This window comes from Actinokineospora xionganensis, from assembly GCF_014323725.1.
Taxonomy (GTDB): domain Bacteria; phylum Actinomycetota; class Actinomycetes; order Mycobacteriales; family Pseudonocardiaceae; genus Actinokineospora; species Actinokineospora xionganensis.
Map to the genome: position 1 here is coordinate 170,196 of NZ_JABVED010000006.1, position 16,524 is coordinate 186,719.

Annotated in this window: 21 protein-coding genes; 5 read left to right on the plus strand and 16 right to left on the minus strand. The window is 66.2% G+C overall.

Annotated features, from left to right (window positions below; genetic code table 11):
- Nucleotides 1-23: 23 nt before the first annotated feature.
- The gene (locus GPZ80_RS12835) at nt 24-1,169 is read right to left on the minus strand and encodes an acyl-CoA dehydrogenase family protein (RefSeq protein ID WP_187220555.1); all 1,146 of its coding nucleotides are present in this window, start codon (nt 1,167-1,169) and stop codon (nt 24-26) included.
- Between the two features lie 117 nt (nt 1,170-1,286).
- Between GPZ80_RS12835 and GPZ80_RS33695 the strand changes: the two genes are divergently transcribed.
- Both GPZ80_RS33695 and GPZ80_RS12845 read left to right on the plus strand, forming a co-directional pair.
- Entirely contained in the window at nt 1,287-1,970 is a 684-nt protein-coding gene (locus GPZ80_RS33695) for a winged helix-turn-helix transcriptional regulator (protein ID WP_187220556.1), read from the plus strand.
- A gap of 50 nt (nt 1,971-2,020) precedes the next feature.
- On the plus strand, nt 2,021-2,443 hold the full coding sequence (locus GPZ80_RS12845; RefSeq protein ID WP_187220557.1) for an OsmC family protein: 423 nt from the start codon (nt 2,021-2,023) through the stop codon (nt 2,441-2,443).
- Here GPZ80_RS12845 and GPZ80_RS12850 read toward each other — a convergent pair.
- From GPZ80_RS12850 to GPZ80_RS12920, 15 genes are all read right to left on the minus strand, one after another.
- Nucleotides 2,440-2,814: a PH domain-containing protein gene (locus GPZ80_RS12850; RefSeq protein ID WP_187220558.1), complete on the minus strand. Its 375-nt coding sequence runs from the start codon at nt 2,812-2,814 to the stop codon at nt 2,440-2,442. The two genes, GPZ80_RS12845 and GPZ80_RS12850, sit on opposite strands and share 4 nt — an antisense overlap.
- Nucleotides 2,815-2,823: 9 nt before the next feature.
- Entirely contained in the window at nt 2,824-3,714 is an 891-nt protein-coding gene (locus tag GPZ80_RS12855) for a hypothetical protein (RefSeq protein ID WP_187220559.1), read from the minus strand.
- Nucleotides 3,711-5,051, minus strand: coding sequence for a hypothetical protein (locus tag GPZ80_RS12860; protein ID WP_187220560.1), 1,341 nt, complete (start codon nt 5,049-5,051; stop codon nt 3,711-3,713). Before GPZ80_RS12860 ends, GPZ80_RS12855 begins: the two co-directional genes overlap by 4 nt.
- A complete protein-coding gene (locus GPZ80_RS12865) occupies nt 5,048-5,383 on the minus strand; it encodes a hypothetical protein (RefSeq protein ID WP_187220561.1) in 336 nt (111 codons plus the stop codon). The genes GPZ80_RS12860 and GPZ80_RS12865 overlap by 4 nt, the downstream gene beginning before the upstream one ends.
- Nucleotides 5,383-5,904 (minus strand): YbaB/EbfC family nucleoid-associated protein, encoded by a 522-nt coding sequence (locus GPZ80_RS12870; RefSeq protein WP_187220562.1) that lies wholly within the window; start codon nt 5,902-5,904, stop codon nt 5,383-5,385. Before GPZ80_RS12870 ends, GPZ80_RS12865 begins: the two co-directional genes overlap by 1 nt.
- 19 nt (nt 5,905-5,923) lie before the next feature.
- Nucleotides 5,924-6,061, minus strand: a complete 138-nt coding sequence (locus GPZ80_RS12875; RefSeq protein WP_187220563.1) for a hypothetical protein — start codon at nt 6,059-6,061, stop codon at nt 5,924-5,926.
- 77 nt (nt 6,062-6,138) lie between these two features.
- Nucleotides 6,139-6,687 carry a DUF3558 family protein gene (locus GPZ80_RS12880; RefSeq protein ID WP_187220564.1) on the minus strand — a complete coding sequence of 183 codons (549 nt, stop codon included), beginning with the start codon at nt 6,685-6,687 and terminating at the stop codon, nt 6,139-6,141.
- On the minus strand, nt 6,684-7,652 hold the full coding sequence (locus GPZ80_RS12885) for a hypothetical protein (RefSeq protein ID WP_187220565.1): 969 nt from the start codon (nt 7,650-7,652) through the stop codon (nt 6,684-6,686). The genes GPZ80_RS12880 and GPZ80_RS12885 overlap by 4 nt, the downstream gene beginning before the upstream one ends.
- 9 nt (nt 7,653-7,661) lie before the next feature.
- Nucleotides 7,662-7,958: a hypothetical protein gene (locus tag GPZ80_RS12890; RefSeq protein WP_187220566.1), complete on the minus strand. Its 297-nt coding sequence runs from the start codon at nt 7,956-7,958 to the stop codon at nt 7,662-7,664.
- Nucleotides 7,959-7,989: 31 nt separating this feature from the next.
- Nucleotides 7,990-8,769: an ESX secretion-associated protein EspG gene (locus GPZ80_RS12895; protein WP_187220567.1), complete on the minus strand. Its 780-nt coding sequence runs from the start codon at nt 8,767-8,769 to the stop codon at nt 7,990-7,992.
- A complete protein-coding gene (locus GPZ80_RS33365) occupies nt 8,766-10,058 on the minus strand; it encodes a PPE domain-containing protein (protein ID WP_187220568.1) in 1,293 nt (430 codons plus the stop codon). The genes GPZ80_RS12895 and GPZ80_RS33365 overlap by 4 nt, the downstream gene beginning before the upstream one ends.
- Nucleotides 10,058-10,651: a DUF3558 domain-containing protein gene (locus tag GPZ80_RS12905; protein WP_187220569.1), complete on the minus strand. Its 594-nt coding sequence runs from the start codon at nt 10,649-10,651 to the stop codon at nt 10,058-10,060. The genes GPZ80_RS33365 and GPZ80_RS12905 overlap by 1 nt, the downstream gene beginning before the upstream one ends.
- Entirely contained in the window at nt 10,648-11,025 is a 378-nt protein-coding gene (locus tag GPZ80_RS12910) for a PE domain-containing protein (protein ID WP_187220570.1), read from the minus strand. Before GPZ80_RS12910 ends, GPZ80_RS12905 begins: the two co-directional genes overlap by 4 nt.
- Before the next feature lie 107 nt (nt 11,026-11,132).
- Nucleotides 11,133-11,618 (minus strand): hypothetical protein, encoded by a 486-nt coding sequence (locus tag GPZ80_RS12915; RefSeq protein ID WP_187220571.1) that lies wholly within the window; start codon nt 11,616-11,618, stop codon nt 11,133-11,135.
- The gene (locus GPZ80_RS12920; protein WP_312880287.1) at nt 11,615-11,902 is read right to left on the minus strand and encodes a hypothetical protein; all 288 of its coding nucleotides are present in this window, start codon (nt 11,900-11,902) and stop codon (nt 11,615-11,617) included. The genes GPZ80_RS12915 and GPZ80_RS12920 overlap by 4 nt, the downstream gene beginning before the upstream one ends.
- Nucleotides 11,903-12,016: 114 nt before the next feature.
- Here GPZ80_RS12920 and GPZ80_RS12925 point away from each other — a divergent pair, with 114 nt between their 5' ends.
- The 3 genes from GPZ80_RS12925 (at nt 12,017) to GPZ80_RS12935 (ending at nt 16,500) form a co-directional block, all read left to right on the plus strand.
- Nucleotides 12,017-12,901 (plus strand): helix-turn-helix domain-containing protein, encoded by an 885-nt coding sequence (locus GPZ80_RS12925; RefSeq protein WP_187220572.1) that lies wholly within the window; start codon nt 12,017-12,019, stop codon nt 12,899-12,901.
- Nucleotides 12,902-12,923: 22 nt separating this feature from the next.
- Complete coding sequence (locus tag GPZ80_RS12930) at nt 12,924-13,124, plus strand: DUF397 domain-containing protein (RefSeq protein WP_187220573.1); 201 nt, start codon at nt 12,924-12,926, stop codon at nt 13,122-13,124.
- Between the two features lie 76 nt (nt 13,125-13,200).
- Complete coding sequence (locus GPZ80_RS12935) at nt 13,201-16,500, plus strand: DEAD/DEAH box helicase (protein WP_187220574.1); 3,300 nt, start codon at nt 13,201-13,203, stop codon at nt 16,498-16,500.
- Nucleotides 16,501-16,524: the final 24 nt, after the last annotated feature.

Genomic DNA, 16,524 nt, shown 5'->3' on the forward strand with positions numbered 1-16,524 from the left:
CCGCACCCGCCTGAGATGTGACGTCACTGAGTGACACCCGGATCGCCCAGCGTCAGTTTGCCGACGTAGGTGAGAGTCGTCTCCGGGGTGAGCGGGTGGAACTTCCCGGCCCGGACGTCGCGGTAGGCGCGTTCGAGCGGGGAGCGGCGGAAGTACGACCGGCCGCCCACGAGGTCCATCGCCAGGTCCACCACCGCGATGGCGGCGGTGACCACGTGCCGTTTGGCGGTCATGACGGTGGCGAGGACCGCGGGCTCGGCACCGTAGTCGTCGCCCAGTTCCTCGATGGCGCCCAGCAGCGACCACCACGCCTCCCGCAGGTGCGCGTCCATCAGTCCCACCTGCCGCGACGCCTGCGGTGAGGCGGCGTGCACGGCCACATCCCGGGCTCCCGCGGCGATCCCGTAGTAGGTCGCCGCGACGACCGGCGCGAAGTGGATGGCGGCGGCCATCAGCGGCACCCCGAACTCCCCGTACGGCCGCCGCCCGGCGATCTTGTCCGAGGGCACGAACACGTCCTCCAGGACCACGTCGTGACTCGCGGTCCCCCGCATCCCGAGCGTGTCCCACGTTTCCTCGATCCGGACCCCGTCGGCCGCCAGCGGCACGCTGAAGTGCAGCACCTCCTCCCCCAGCACCGCGCAGGTGGCCACCACCGTCGCGGCGGGCGACTGGCTGCAGAAGGTCTTGCGCCCGCTGACCCGGAACCCGCCCTCGACGGCCACGGCGGTGGTCGTCGGCCACAGCCAGTCCGAACCCCCGCTGGTCGCGATGACGATCCCCTCGGCCGCCACCCGCCGCAGCACCCCTTCGGCGTCCGGCGCCCCCTTGCGGCGGCGGAAGCCCTGCATGAGTGTCAGGTACTGGTGCATCGCACTGGCCAGCGCGGTCGCGCCGTCGTGTCTGGCGAGTTCGGCCTGGGCGTAGCAGACCTGCCGCATCGTGGCGCCCAACCCGCCGAGTTCGTCGGGCACGGACAACGCCAGATAGCCGCGCTCCCGCATGGCGTCGTACGCCTCGGCGACGAACGTGGCATCCCGGTCGTGCTCAGCGGCGTGCGCGGCGGCGACGGCGCCGATGTCGGCGGCGAGACCGACGAACCGGGTGTCGTCCGGGCGCACGGCGGTGGGGAACGAGCGGGTCTGGACAGGACGGTCGATGACGGTCATGGCGATACCTCCCATATCGGTGTCCGCCCAACGGTAGGAACGCCCGTCGCCCCCAGGTAGTGCAGAAACTGAACCGCGCCCGTAACGCCGGGGGTGTCCACGCGCGACTCTGAAGGTGTGCGGCCCTACGCCCAGTACTGCCCCATCGTCCGAGCGGTAGAAGTCCTCGGCGACCGCTGGACCCTGCTTATTGCCCGCGAGTTGCTCAACGGCGCCACCCGCTTCAACGAGATCGCGCGCGGCCTACCCGGCCTCTCCCGGGCCCTGCTGTCGCGGCGGCTGCGCCAACTGGAGAACGCGGGCATCACCACCCACGCCGGCAGCGCGTACGCCCTGACCCAGGCGGGCGAGGACCTCCGTCCCCTGGTCTTCGGCTTGGCCGACTGGGGCGCCCGCCACGCCTTCGGCGATCCCCAACCGGAGGAACTGGACCCCGAGGTCCTGATGTGGTGGCTCCACGGCCGGGTCGACACCAGCACACTCACGAAACGAGCGGTGATCCAGATCGAGGTCGCCGACCGCTCGCGGGTGTTCTGGCTGGTCCTGGAACCCGGCGACGCCTCCGTCTGCTACACCGACCCGGGCTTCGACGTGGACGTCGTCCTGGCCTCCGACCTGGCCACCCTGTACCGCGTGTGGGTGGGCGAGATCGACTTCACCGCGGCGGCCAAGACGGGTGCCCTGACCCTCACCGGCACCCGCTGGATCGTGCGCGGACTACCCGGCTGGCTGCGACTGAGCCCAGCGGCCCCCTACGTCCAAGCCGCCAGACTGGCGAAGCCCGCAAGTCAGAGCAGGTGACCCCGGAGCGGGCCGTAGAGTGAACGGGGACGATCACTCGGAAGGACGACATGAGCGACACCAAGCGCACGGTATCCATCGAGCGGGCGGCCCTGGGTCGCTATGAGATCACCAACGCCCGCGGCGGCACCATCACCATCGGCGAAGGCGAGGACACCGACTTCACCCCCGTGGAACTGCTGCTCGCCGCCATCGGTGGCTGCACCGCCATCGACGTCGACTACATCACGAGCCGCCGAGCCGAACCCACAGCCTTCACCGTCACCGTCACCGGCGACAAACTCCGCGACGCCGAACGTGGCAACCACATGGACAACCTGGAAGTCACCTTCACCGTCCGCTTCCCCGAAGGCCCGGAAGGCGACACCGCTCGAGAAGCCCTCCCCCGCGCCGCCAAGCAGTCCCACGACCGTCTGTGCACCGTCAGCCGCACCGTCGAGGCGGGCACCCCGGTCCACGTCGAGGTCCGCTAGAGCACGTAGGACCCGATCAGGTGGCCGATCTGGCGGATGTCGGCCCGCCCCTTGAACTCCAGGCGCACGTTGCCGAGCCCGCTGAACCAGAGGTCAAGCTCGGCGTCGAGGTCGAACGTCCCCGCCGTCTCGATGGAGAACGCCTGGATCCTGCTGTAAGGCAGAGAAGTGAAGTCCCGCTTCTTCCCGGTGATCCCCTGGACGTTCACCGCGATCAGCCGCTTGTTCGTGAACACCACGAAGTCCCGGGCTCCCTTGAAGCACAGGACGATCTCCTCCCCGGCGATGATGATCGGAGCGACCGAGGGCGCGATGTCCCTGGGGTCGCAGGGAGACAGTCGGAATACGGAGCTCTTTTCAAAGTCGATCATGAACCCATGTTAGTTCAAGGCTGTCGTGACAAGAAGGCGTGCGGCACGGCGTCGTTCGATCACGGCGATCGCGAGCCGACCGTCTTTTTCATCGATGGGAATCACCCACGTCTTGTTCGAGCCGACCAACAGGAGCGCACTCCCGATCGGCAGTGGAACCTTCGCCAGCGATTTCGGTTGCGAGTCCGGAAACGCGACAAATGACGTTTCGTTGGGAATCTCTACAACGTCGACGGTTGGCAACTCGTCGAACCTGAACACGGTCTTGCCGTTACCGTAGCGAGGCCGCGTTCTTTTTCGGCTTGTCAGGCGATCCAGCACGATGCGATCATCGAGAATGCGCAGGCGAACACTTTGCCGTGGAACCCGAAAGAGGATCTCCCAGTCGGACTCGACCAACTCCTGGGTGATCGGCCGGGTAACGGCTCGAACCGCGAGCCGCTGCATTCCCCAGCACACCAGAACGACCACGACAGTGGCCATCAAGCCGAGGAGACCCGCGTTCCGACCGTGGACCACATTTCCGGCCAGAACTCCGGCAGAAATCCAGAACATCACGACACCTGGACCAGCGCCCCACGAGGACAACCGCCCCCAAACGCCCGAAGTGCGCCTCTTCACCACAGTCGCTATCAGAGCGGCCAAGGCGGCGGCCCAGCCCAGGCTCATGTAACCAACCGCGTCCCAGACCTCGGTGGCAAGGTCAGTCAAGCGCCGCGGCACTCCGGATCGCTCCGCGAGTGCACGGTCCGTCAGATATCTGCCCCAAGTCGCCACCACCACGGCCGAGGCAACCGGCACGAGCAAACTCAGCGCCTGCAGAGGTAGCGCCAAGCCTGCGCGTGCGCGCATGGCGTATCCGTTCGGAAAGGTCAGCGGCGTTGTCGCGTCGACAGTCACAGGGTTCCCTCAGTGCGCCAAGGCGCTTCCTCGCGAGACGCTGATTCGGGCGACTGGGAGCCTTCAGTGACGCCTTCGGGCTTGGGGTCAACGGCGGTCTCGGCGACCGGACCGTAGGTTCGTTCGGGAATCGCGGCGGCGTCGCGTCGCTGTTGCTCCCAGTGCTGGGCCCAGTGCTGGTCCTTCTCGGCCTGCTTGGCCCGGGCGTCCTGCTCGCGGTGGGTCTGGTCGCTCGTGGCCTGCACGGTGGCGTCGGCGACCAAGCCCGGAATCTTGGGGAGACCCGACTCGTACTCGAACTTGCCTTCAATGCGATTCAGTCGTTCGCTGGTGGATCCGAATTTCTCCTGGAATGCGTCCTTGCGGTACTGGGCAAGATCTTTCGCGGCATCGTTCTTGGCCGCTTTCAGGTCGTCGCCTTTCTTGCCGAGATCCGCGAGCTTGTTAGCATCTCCCTTGCCCGACAACATCTTTTTGGCTTCATGCGCCGACTTGCCCGCATGCTTCGCCGCTGCGCGGTTGTACTTTCCAACGCTGCCATCCAGGCCCTTGATCGTGCTGTTCAAGGCGTTGCGCGACTTCTTGGCGTCATCGGCGAACCCATCGAGTTTCTTGACGACCTTGGCGACCTTCTTGGCGTTCTTGCCAGCCAGGACCGCGCCTTCGACGACGGTGTCGGCGATGAACGCGGCCTGCGAGGCGCCGAAGGTGATCGGCGTGAGCGCGCTAGCCGCCGCGAACTTGATGATCGCGTTCGACGCGAACTCCGAAATCGTGTCACGGACCACGCCACGGACGACGCCGACGACCTCCGCCGCGACCGTCACCGCCGCAGCCGCGTTCTGCGCGTGGCCAGCCCCGCCGGCGACGACCTGGGCGAAGTTGTTAACCGATGCCTGGTAAGCCGCGATCGCGGTTCCATCAGCCCCGGCAATGGCTTTCAGCGAGTTGGTGTAAGCCTCCGCCGTTTGCTGCATCCGGGTGGCGATGTTGGTCCAGGTCTGCGCCATCGCGGTGACGGCATCCGGGTCACCAGCTAGGAAGTCGAGAGGCTCCTTGAGGAACCCGATGTGCTCGATCAGCCAGCCGATGACGCCGGACAGCACACTGCCGAGCGGGTCCATGGCGAAGCCGAGGAGGTCGAGACCACCGCCGACCGCATCGCCCGCGAGCGCTCCCCAGTCACCCTTCATGCCGTCGTAGACAATGTTCGCGGCGCTGCCGAACAACCCAGACCCGTCCCATGACTGAGTCGGGCTGTCGAAGTTCGCTGGTTTGACCCAATTGGACAGTGACGCGTCGTCGGTGGCGTTGAGTGGGTTCTGCGGTTCGGTCATTTCCGCCCCTCAAGCTGGTCGAGGATCGCATCGAACATCGCCGCTGCCTCCTGGTCACCGTTGGCGTAGGCCTCGCGCATCTCCTTGAACCGTCCGGCCATCTCCTCCCCAGCACTCTTCGCCTTGCCGACGAAATCAACCGCGTCGTTGATCCAGATGCGCAGGGTCTGGGCTGCGAGAATCCCGACAACGCCGAAGACATCCGGATTCCACAAGGACTCACCCCCGCCACCCGCATCCTCGGCGCCGGGCATGCCTGCCAGCAGGGCCTTGAGTTCCCGCTCGTGGGCTTCGAGGACCTTCAGGTCAACTTGGAAACCACCGTCCGGCATTACTTGTCCCCCCGGTTGAACGGATCGCCCTGGTCGTAGTCGTGTTCGTCCTCGTCGGTCGCGCGGGCAGGCCGGGGCTGCTGAACCGGCGTGGGTCGAAGCGGTTCGGCGGCCTCTTCCTCATTGAACTGCCGCAACACCGGCGGCGCGGGCGGCGGCTCGTCCGGCACCTCCACGGGCGGCACCTGCTCATGCAGAAACCGCATGGCGTCACTGTTGTCGCCGATGATCGGCGCCATGATCTCGGTGATCCGCTGCGTGGCCTGCGCCTGCGCCCGCCGCGCGGTAGCCATGACCATCGCCGCGAGCCGCGCCCGCGGCATCCCCTCGGCCTCCGCGCCGAACGACAGGTCCACCAAGGCTCCCGCCGCACTGACGGTCATCGTCACCGCACCGTCCTGGCTGGTCGCCGACCCAGTCAGGTTCCTGATCTGTGCCTTCGCCTCTTCCGCTTTTTCAAGCAGCGCCGCCACGCGCTTCTCGTAGTCAGACAGGACGCGGTTGGGATCGGTGTTGGTCATGGCTGCTCCAGGTCGGCCCTCAGGTGAGGGAGTTGACCAGTTCGTCGAGTTGTCGGGTGATGGCGGCATCGGTGTCAGGTGCGAGCGTGACCCACGCCTGACCGCCATTCGCTGTTGTGAAACGGATCTGGGTCTTCGCCTTCCAGCGCGCGTGCATGCGCCCGCCCGTGCGGCGCCACCGTCGAGGGTGCGGGGCAAGGCAATGAAGGCACCGGTTCCGTGCTGACGTGGACACTAACCGGCCCGAAGTCGGCGCACCATGATCTCCCCCAGCGTAATGGCCTTTCCACACCAGTCCACGTTTCGCGCTAAGCCCTTGTACACGAGGTAGATCCCTTGCTGCGGCCCGGTTTCTACAGCGATTTCGCAATGTTGGCGAGATGCTTCTTGCTGACGCACCCCGGCCGACAGCCCCTCGATGATCCGAGGTTCCCAGGTCAGCCCCTCTGAGGCTTCGAGCGGGGAAACGTCCAGCGGGTTTTTAGTGGGGCGCAAGTCAATCATTAACTCAATGTCTCCGCCGCTCCACGAGCAAATGCTGCCGTAGTCACTCGTGTCCCGGTCGGGTTCCCCCTGGAGGCCGAACGCTGCGCGCTCGTCCGGACCGAGCAGGTCGCAGGGTCGATCCAGGTAACGCCGGATATCGGCGGCGATCGGCGCACTTGACGCGCTCGTCGGACTTTGGGTGGAAGTCGTAGTCGGCGTGGTGGCTGATTGCGGTACGTCGCAACCGGCGCTTAGCACGGCCCACGCCCCGATCATCGTCAGAAGTCGGCGATTCACCCCGCACCTCCGAGACGCTCGGCGATAACGCCGGATGGCTCGTGTTCTTCGGTCATCTTCTTACGTTCCTCGGCTACCTTCGGACCGAACGACGCGGGTGGCTGGTAGTGGCTGGAGAACTTGTCGTAGCTGAAGTCGGGGCTGTCGATGTCGGCGCAGGGATCCAGCGGTTCCAGCAGTGGCAGTTTGTCGCGGCTCAACTCGACTTCTTGGTTGTTGATCCAGTCGCGGATCGCCCACAGGCCGTCTTCCCAGGACCGTCGAAGCCGGTCGCGAGCGCGTTGGTAGTTGTCGATCACCTGGCCCGCTTCGGAACCTTCGAGGGCAATCTCGGCCCCTTTCGAGGTCATCGACACGAATGCGTCGATTCCTGCCCTTGCCAAGTCCTTGATGTTGCCGGTGAACAAGTTGATTCCGGCCTTGACTGCCTCCGTGCCCATGCCGAGGGCCGCTTTGGCGTCGCGAGTGGTTTGCTGCTCCATCTCCAGTTCGCATGCGGCGATGGCAGCTTCGGCAAGATCGTAGTAGCTGTTGCGCATGTCGACGGTGAGTTGGCAAGTCATACCCATTGCCTTGACGGCGAGCAGGAGCCTGTCCTCCTGTTGGTCCATGAATGTCTGGATGAACGACATCTGTTTGGCGAACTCCGTGGCCGCCGACCCGTGCCAGGTCGCCAGCCGTGACCCGGCTACCTCGAGCTCGGCGAGCGCCTCACTGTCCTCCCCCGTTGCCCGGGCCGCTCGTTGGAGTCTTAAGTACTCGTCGGTGATCTTTTGAGGATCCAGGGCCATGAAGAGTTCAGCGTCGAAGATCACCCCGTCGGTGACGACGTTGCGAGGGTTTCCATCGCGGCCCATGCCCCCGTGATTGGGCACCCATCCGCCGGCCTTTGTGAGCATTTCAATGAACTTGCCGCCAAGTTGAAGGGCGATGTCGCGCAGGTCACTATCAGTGCGCCAAGGCATGTGTTCACCTCACCCCTGGCCATCTGCGCGGCGATAAAGCGCGATGATGTCGCGCAGTGCCTGGGCGGTCTCGTCAATCCGGTCGCAGCCGCGGCTCTGCCGGTGCCCGATCGAGTCGGTGAAGTTGGCGTAAGCGCCCTCCATGTCGTACACGGCTTGAAGTCGGCCGGGCCCTTCCAAGCCTTCGTGGGCGGTGATGATCTCGACTGGCGCGCGTAGCGCGGAAGCGGCATTCGGCAGGAATTTGTTGGCGATCTCATCGAGTGCGTTCAGCTCTACCGCGAACGCGGCCCTGTCATCTGGCATGGTCCACTTACCTTCCCCCTACTGCCTGAAATCAGATGCGGGCCACCGAGGTCATGAGTTCGTCAAGTTGTCGGGCGAGGGCGGCGTCGGTGCCAGGCGCGAGAGTGACCCATGCCTGGCCGCCGCTGGGACGCCTGCTGAACAGATAACGGCCCTGCGGACTGTCGTAGACGCTCACCACATGTCCCGCGCGGACGCGGGATTCGCCTCGTGGTGTGTGGGCGACCCCGAAGTGACCGAACCGGATGACGTTGCCGACCACTTCGACGATCTTGCGCGCCTCCTCCTTGCCGAGCCCTTCACCAACCAACGCCGCACGCAGCGCGTCACGGTTGACGCCCGCGCGAGCGGCGCAGGCATCGAGGGTATGCGCGGGCAACGTGATGGAGGCGCCGGTTCCGGGACTGTGGCGGGGGAGCAAGCCCACCGCCGCCCGCGACAACCCAGCCGCCGAGATCTCCGTCAAGGTGAGCGTTCCGGGTTCGAGCACCCCGACCGCGGCGGTCGTCCCGGCCGTGGCGACCAAGGCGGACGTGCGAGGCCCTTCTGCGGAGAGGTGCAGCCGTGCGTCGATCTCCCACTCCGGTCGGGCCAACACCGACATCGTGGTCTCGATGTCCCGATGGAAGGCACCCGGTGCGCCCAACCCCTTGGCCGCCAGGGACTTCCACGCCTCAGCGCGGAGCTGCGCGCGCTCGTCGAAGGTGTAGCCGTTGGACTGTATTTCCAGGATCGGCCTGCGGGAGCCGAGTTGGTAGTGCTCCCAGAGGAAGTCGTACTCCGCCCAGGACAGCGTGATGGATCTGTTCACTCGCCGATCACCGGCGGTGCCGTGATGGTGCCGTCTTCCCAGAAGTCGTCATTGGTGCCGTGCAGGTAGTCGGCGGCGAAGTGCTCGCCGTCTTCTTCGCCTTGGCCCTTCCCGCCCGCACCCATTCCACCACCCATGGGTGCGTTGGGCCTGCCGCCCGCCGCACCCGAACCGCGTGCGGACTGGTGGGCATCGGCGGCTCCCAGGGCCCCGGTGCCCGCCATCGGACCGCGCCCGCCGACTCGACCGTCGCCACCCTGGCCGCCGCCTGCACCGCCGCCGACACCGCCCGCGCGTCCCGGTCCACCGGCCCCGGCCTGCCCTCGACCGCCGCCAGTGGTGGCGGGTCCGCCAGTGCCGGGCCTACCGGTCGTGGGCTCACGCCCAGGACCGCCGCCGAGGTGACCGGGCGGGTACATGCCGATGTGTGGCTTCGGAGCGACAGACTGCCCACCACCGGTCGCGGGAGGGTTGACCCCAGTGCCCTGCGGGTTCTGGACGGTCGGAGTCGCGCTGCTGCTGGTTGTCTGCTGAGCACCTTGGAGGGACGCGTCGGTCGACCCCGTCGGCCGCGTCGCGTCCTGGGTGCTCGGGTGGATGTTGGCGGGGTTCGAGCGCTCGCGGGAGTCGGTCCCTGAGGGCCGCACAACGGTTTCGCTCTCCCGCGTGTCGATCTGGCCCGGGTTCGTCGACGGCGGCGCGACGGCCACCGTCACCGAGGGCGGCGGCACGAACTGCCCCACACTGGACTGGGCGTTCACCGCGTCGGAGTTGTAGCCACTCATCACGCGCACGGCTTCCTGCTTCGCCTGCTGCGCTTGGGCTTCCTGCTTGTCTTGGTCGGTCTGACCACCGAAGAGGTGGGTGAATCCGGCCGGAATGCCCCCGAAGTCCGAGTTCGCCGTCGAATTGACCTCGACCGGTTCCGGCATCCGGTTCCGGGCGGAACTGTAGGAGGAGCTGAACTGGTCGACACTGGTCCCACTGGCCTGACCCGCTTCGCCCGCATCGACCGTCCACTGCGACAACGGCGTGATGCCTGCGGTCATCGACTCGGAAGCCGAGCCTTCCCAGGCCACGCCAGCCCTGGTCAGGGCGGCATCAGTTTGGATCCTGGCTGCGGACATCAGTGAGGTGAACCGGTTCCAGCGGTCCGTGGCCGCTCCCACATTGGCCACGCCGGCACCGTCCTCGCCACCGACCCAGGTGGCGGACTCGCCGTTGATCATCTTGTGGAGATCCTTGTGCGACCAGGCATCCCAGTTGTAGCCACGATCGAAAATCGCCATCAGTTGCCCCCCAGCAACGTCTTCATCGCCGACTCAGCAATTTCCCGAGCGATCTCACACTTCCTGGGCAGAGCCTCCCTGGACGAGACGATCACTAGGATGTCCAACGTCTGCCCATCGGCGACGTCAACGGCGACGGAACAAGCGCTCTTGGGCGAACTCTGTGTGAAGTGGATTGCGGGAAATCCGAGGATCGCTTCGGTTCCCTCGATGTGAATCGATCGCTTGCCCTCGTCCCAGACCTCGATGCCCTCCTTGGAGTTCAGGGTCAGATCGAAGGTAGCGAGACCGCCGCTGTTGTAGCCGCACAGCGGCTCTTTCGATGCGGGGTTCACGCCCGGCTTGCCAGGCTTCTCGAGTTCGAACTTCGCCCAGTCTGCTTGCGGGATCAAGCTGCATGGGTCCTGGCCGTTGAGCTTGATCTCGCGAGGCCGCTCGGACGTTGGCTTTCCCGACGGCTCGGTGGTCGCCGTGCTAGATGAGTTCGCGTTCGTCGGCCGTGGATCTCCCGGGGACGCCTCGCTGCACCCAGCGAGCGTCGATCCGGTAATCAGGATGGCGCCAAGGAGACTGCCTTTTCGTGCCAGCGTCACTGAAGTCCTCGCAAGAAGGTGTCTGTGTTGGTTTCTTCCACGAGGCCGTACGCCCTAGCGGTCTCGTCCAAGGCGTCGATGACGGCGCTCAACTCCATGACATACCCGTCGGCAGCCTCGATCGCCGAGCCCGCGTTCTGGCTGAAGGCCTCCGCGCTGTCCCTGCTGACAGGGTCCGCGCCCGGCGGCCGAACACGCATGAGTTCGCTCTCATATCGGAGAAAGTCTCGAACCTCGTCGCGGATCTCCGTGAGATCGTTGCGGAGGGCGAGGATGTTCTCGGGTTTGACCACCATGGTGGCCATGCCGAGGCCGGAGCCGATGGCTCCACCTGCTTGCGCGGCTCCCCCGCCACCGTCGTGCAGGTACGGCATGACTCCCCATTTCCCCTCGGTCTTCGTCTCCCGCCAGGGAGGATATCGGAGGGGGATGACGGTTCGTGGTGGCTTCGGTGAGAAGAGTGACCGGCCACTCGATCGGATTAAGCCAGGCCAGAGAATGCTTGCTGGATCTCGGCGAGGGTGTCGGCGAGGAGCGGAACGCGTTCGTTGAAGAACAGGACGCGGATTCCGGTGTCTCGGGGCAGTTCGAGTGCGAGTTCCATCGGGCCTCGGTAGGGCGGCGCGTCGGCGGGTCGGTTCGTCCACGGCGGTTGGTGGGGCATGGTGTGCGGTCGCAGGGTGAGTAGACGTTTGCCGTGTGCGGGGTGGAGTGCGGGGACCGCACAGGCGTCGCGGGTTTCGAGGGTGTCGGCGAGCATGTCGATGCCGGAGCGGTCGAGTCGCACGGCGTAGGTGCTGACCGCGCCGGGGTAGACGGCGATGTGGGTGCGGTCGGGCAGCAGGTCGAAGATCGTGGTGCACCACTGGAGGTCGTGGGTGTTCGCCTTGATCGTCCACCGGCACGCGAACCGTGGCACCCCTTCCGTCCAACCGAACACGGCGTGCAGTGCGGCGCTATCGATCACCGTGATTCCTTGCCCGACGGAAGCCACACCAGACGGGCGGACACATCGTGCGGTTGGGCGAGCAGCCGGCAGGCCCGTTCGGGCGAGCGAACACCTATCCGCAGATCACCGTCGACCCCGACGATCTCCGCTTGCCCGTCCCACGCCAGCCCCCACGCGGCGATCCGAGCGTCAAGCCGTTCGCCGAAGACTTGAACGACGGCGAACGTCCGGGGTGCCGACTCGGCCACCATGTCGTCAATCACGCGCGTGAACGCCAACTCATCCCACGCCGACACGACCACGTCCGCCTCCTACACCCCGTACTGAAACCAACACGCACTGTGCTGATACGCTCTCGCGAAAGCTTCAGACATAAAAGCGGGAATCCCATTTTTCACCCGTTCGGAGGTGGGCGCGTGGGCCAGGATGCTGGGGTCGCCGTGACGGCGACGGTGCGTCGGTGGCAGCTGACCGAGACCTTGCGGGGTCTGCGTGAGCAGAGCGGCATGACGATCGATCAAGTGGTCGAGAAGCTGTCCGAACAAGGCGGAAAGTGGTCTCGGTCGAAGCTCAGCCGCATCGAGAACCGCGAGCAGGGAGTGAAATCCTTCGACGTGGAGCGCCTGCTCGACGCCTACGGCGTCGACGACGACGACGTGCGGGAGTGGGTCCTGAGCCTTGCCGAACGCGCGGGCGAACGTGGCTACTGGCTGGCCATCCGCAAGGACTTGCCCGAGGACTTCCATGAGCTGCTGAACGTTGAGGCCGCTCTGCTCGCCCGCAGGCAACTGGAGACGATGATCGTTCCCGGCCTGCTCCAAACACCGGACTACACGCGCGCGCTGATCAACGGCGCGAATCCGGGTATGGCTCATGAGGTGGTAGAACGGCGAGTCCTGGCTCGGGCCGCCCGGCAGCGTGTGCTCACCCGTCCAAGCCCAGTGCGGTATCACGTGATCCTCGATGAAACGGTGCTCGAACGTCCTATCGGGACAAGCCCGACCATGGTCGGGCAACTCAGTCGACTGACCGATGCGGCGACCCAGGAACACATCACCATCCAGGTACTTCCGAAGTCTGCTGGAGCCACCCCGGCCGTGAATGGATCGTTCTCAATCTTGACGTTGCCGGACCCGATCCCTGATGTGGGATACGCGGAAGGCCCTGGTGGCGCCGTCTACATCGAGGACCGCGCCGAGGTGCGAACCTGCATCGAGCGATGGGGCATTCTGACCGAGCGCGCGTTGACGGTGGCTGAGTCATTGGAAGCGATCAAGGCGGCTGGTAAAACATACGAGTGATCCCCACCTTGAGGAGCATCCGATGACCCCCCAGGCCTGTGCGACGTGGCGCAAGAGCAGCTTCTCCGGCGACGGCGGCACAGGGGGCGGGGACTGTGTGGAGGCGGCGTGGCTCGATGGTGGCCGGTTCGGGCTGCGGGACAGCAAGAATCCCGGTGCGGGCACGCTTGTACTGCCCCACACCGGAATGTCCGCCCTGCTGAGCGAGATCAGGAACAGCTAGGCGAACATCGGGCCTGCCCGATCGCTCCGGCGAACCTGGCCGGACCGGCCACAGGGCGGGTCACTATCTTTGCCGGATGCGTGCGGATCTCCCCGACCTCGATCCAGGCGACCTGGCCGACGCCGTAGGCCCCGGCGCGTACGCGCGTGGTGCCCACTACGCACGCCAGAACGCGGTCGTGCGGATGCACTGGGACGCGCACGAGCAAGCACTGTTCGGCACGGTGCGAAGCCAATCGGGCGGCTTCTACGAGACCGTGGCGTTCTTCTCGTCGCGCGGCGGTGCCGTCGTGCGATTCGCGCACGGGGAGTGCAACTGCCCGGTCGAGTACGACTGCAAACACGTGGTCGCGCTGGTCCTGACCGCGAACGGCATGGACAGACGCAAGCCCGCCGCGCCTGCCCCGCCGTCCTGGGAGCAGTCGCTGGGGTCGCTGGTCGAACCCGCACGCGCGGCTGACCGGGCGGACGCGGCGCCGATCGGAATCGAACTGACGGTCGCGGCGACGCCAACCAGGCCGACCTACGGCCGCGGGGCTGTCGAGCCCGCCCTCAAGGTCGTCGCCCGGCTGGTCACGCCGGGCCGCAACGGGTGGGTCGCGGGCGGGCTGTCCTGGTCCAAACTGAGCGCGCCATACCAGTACACCGAGTACCGCACATCGCACGTGCGGGTACTGCGGGAGCTGTACGCGGCGTACCGGTCGCACGAGGGCCTGCACTCCTACGGCTACCACAGCGAACAGAAGACGCTCGACCTGGCGTCGTTCGAGTCGCGCCAACTGTGGCCGTTGCTGGACGAAGCGGCGACACTCGGTGTGCGGCTGGTACACGGGCGCAAACGCCTGGGCCCGCTTGATCCTCCCGGTGGCGCGCGGCTGCTGCTGGACGTGACCCAGGGTGCGGAGCCGGGATCACTCGCGGTCTCCCCGGTGCTCCTGGTCGACGGGTCCGAAGTGGACGCCGCGCCGCTGAGGTTCATCGGGTCCGACGGGCACGGCGTCGTCTACGTCGACCGGGCGCAGATCCGTGCCGGAGTGGAGCACGCCGACTGGCGGCTTGGGCTGGCCAGGCTCGACGGGACCGCGCCCGCCCAGTTGCAGCGGATGGCGGTGGAGAACAAGCACCTCGTGGTTCCGCCCGGTCAAGGCGACCGGTTCCGCGACGAGTTCTACCCGCGCCTGCGGCACGTGGCGCGCGTGGTCTCCTCCGACAACTCCTTCACCCCGCCAGCGATCTCCGACCCGACGCTGGTGCTGCGCGCGAACTATGGCGAGGACCACGCGCTGGACCTGGAATGGGAGTGGGCGTACCAGATCGGCGACTCGCCGATTCGCGTTCCGCTCGACCAGGCCGGTTCCGACGACGGATACCGGGACTTGGCCAAGGAACAAGCAGTCCTGGCCGATCTTGATCTCCCGCTGGAGGAGTTCGGCCTCCGCGACCCGGAACGCGCCCTGACCGCTCGGACGCGGCTGCGCGGAATCGACACGTTGCGCTTTACCACGGAAGTGATCCCGCTGCTCGCGGACGCCCCGGACACCGCCGTCGAGGTCGGCGGAGACCCGCTCGACTACCGGGAGGCGGGCGACTCACTGCGGATCGGCGTGTCGACCGGCGAAGTGGCGGGCGAGACGGATTGGTTCGACCTGGGCGTGACCATCACCGTCGAAGGTCGGGAGGTGCCGTTCGCCGAGGTCTTCATGGCGCTCGACGCCGAAGAGTCGCACCTACTGATGCCCGACGGCGCTTACTTCTCACTCGAGAAGCCCGAACTGCAAACCCTGCGCAAGCTGATCGAGGAGGCGCGAGCACTGCGCGACTCACCGGATGGCCCACTCAAGATCAGCCGATTCCAGGTCGGGCTGTGGGACGAACTGGCCGAACTGGGCGTGGTGGACCGCCAGGCAGGCGCTTGGCAGCGGCAGGTCGACGCCCTGCGGACGGTCAACTCCGTCGACCCGACGCCACCGCCGGACACCCTCGCGGTTCATCTGCGCAACTACCAGCTCGACGGTTTCCGCTGGCTGAAGTTCCTGTGGGACTTCAAACTCGGCGGAATCCTCGCAGACGACATGGGGCTGGGCAAGACGGTGCAGACGCTGGCCCTGCTCTGCCACGCCAAGCAGAGCGACCCGGCCCGCCCGCCGTTCCTGGTCGTCGCACCGACCAGTGTCGTCCCGAACTGGGCGGCCGAGGCCGCGCGGTTCGCGCCGGAACTGAACGTCGTGTCCATTTCGGACACGATGCGCCGCCGCGGCCAAACCCTCGCCGAAACCACCGCGGGCGCCGACGTGGTAGTCACCTCGTACACCTTGTTCCGCATCGACTTCGACGCCTACGCCGAACACGCGTGGTCCGGACTGGTCCTGGACGAGGCCCAGTTCACCAAGAACCACCAGTCGAAGAACTACCAGTGCGCGCGCAGGCTGCCCGCGCCGTTCAAGCTCGCGATCACCGGCACGCCCATGGAGAACAACCTGATGGAGCTGTGGTCGCTCCTGTCGATCACCTCGCCCGGGCTGTTCCCGAACCCGACCAGGTTCCGCGACTACTACGGCCAGCCCATCGAAAAGCGCGGCGACACCGAACTCCTCGCCCAACTGCGGCGCCGGATCAAGCCGCTGGTACAACGCCGCACCAAGGAACAGGTCGCCGCGGACCTGCCCGAAAAACAGGAGCAGGTACTCGAAGTCGACCTGCACCCGAAGCACCGCAAGATCTACCAAACCCACCTGCAACGCGAGCGCAGGCGGGTGCTCGGCCTGGTCGACGACATGAACAAGAACCGGTTCACGATCCTGCGCTCGCTCACCCTGCTCCGCCAGCTGAGCCTGCACGCGGGACTTGTCGACGACGCCAACCAGGACCTCCCCTCCGCCAAGATCGACGCCCTGCTCGAACACCTGCGAGAGGTCGTCGACGGCGGCCACCGAGCGCTCGTATTCAGCCAGTTCACCGGGTTCCTCGACAAAGTGCGCGACAGCCTGGACGCGGCCGGAGTCGAGTACTGCTACCTCGACGGCAAGACCCGCAACCGAGCCACCGTGCTGAAACGGTTCAAGGCCGGCTCGGTTCCGGTGTTCCTGATCAGTCTCAAGGCAGGCGGATTCGGCCTGAACCTGACCGAGGCCGACTACTGCTTCCTACTGGACCCGTGGTGGAACCCGGCAACCGAAGCACAGGCCGTCGACCGGACCCATCGCATCGGCCAGACCCGAAATGTCATGGTGTACCGGCTCATCGCGAAGGACACCATCGAAGAGAAGGTGATGGCCCTCAAGGCCCGCAAGGCCGACCTGTTCACCAGCGTCATGGACGACGGCAACATGTTCGGCACTGGCTTGGACGTTGAGGACATCCGGGAACTCTTCGCATAGCCGGGTCGCCGAGGAGTGAGATCG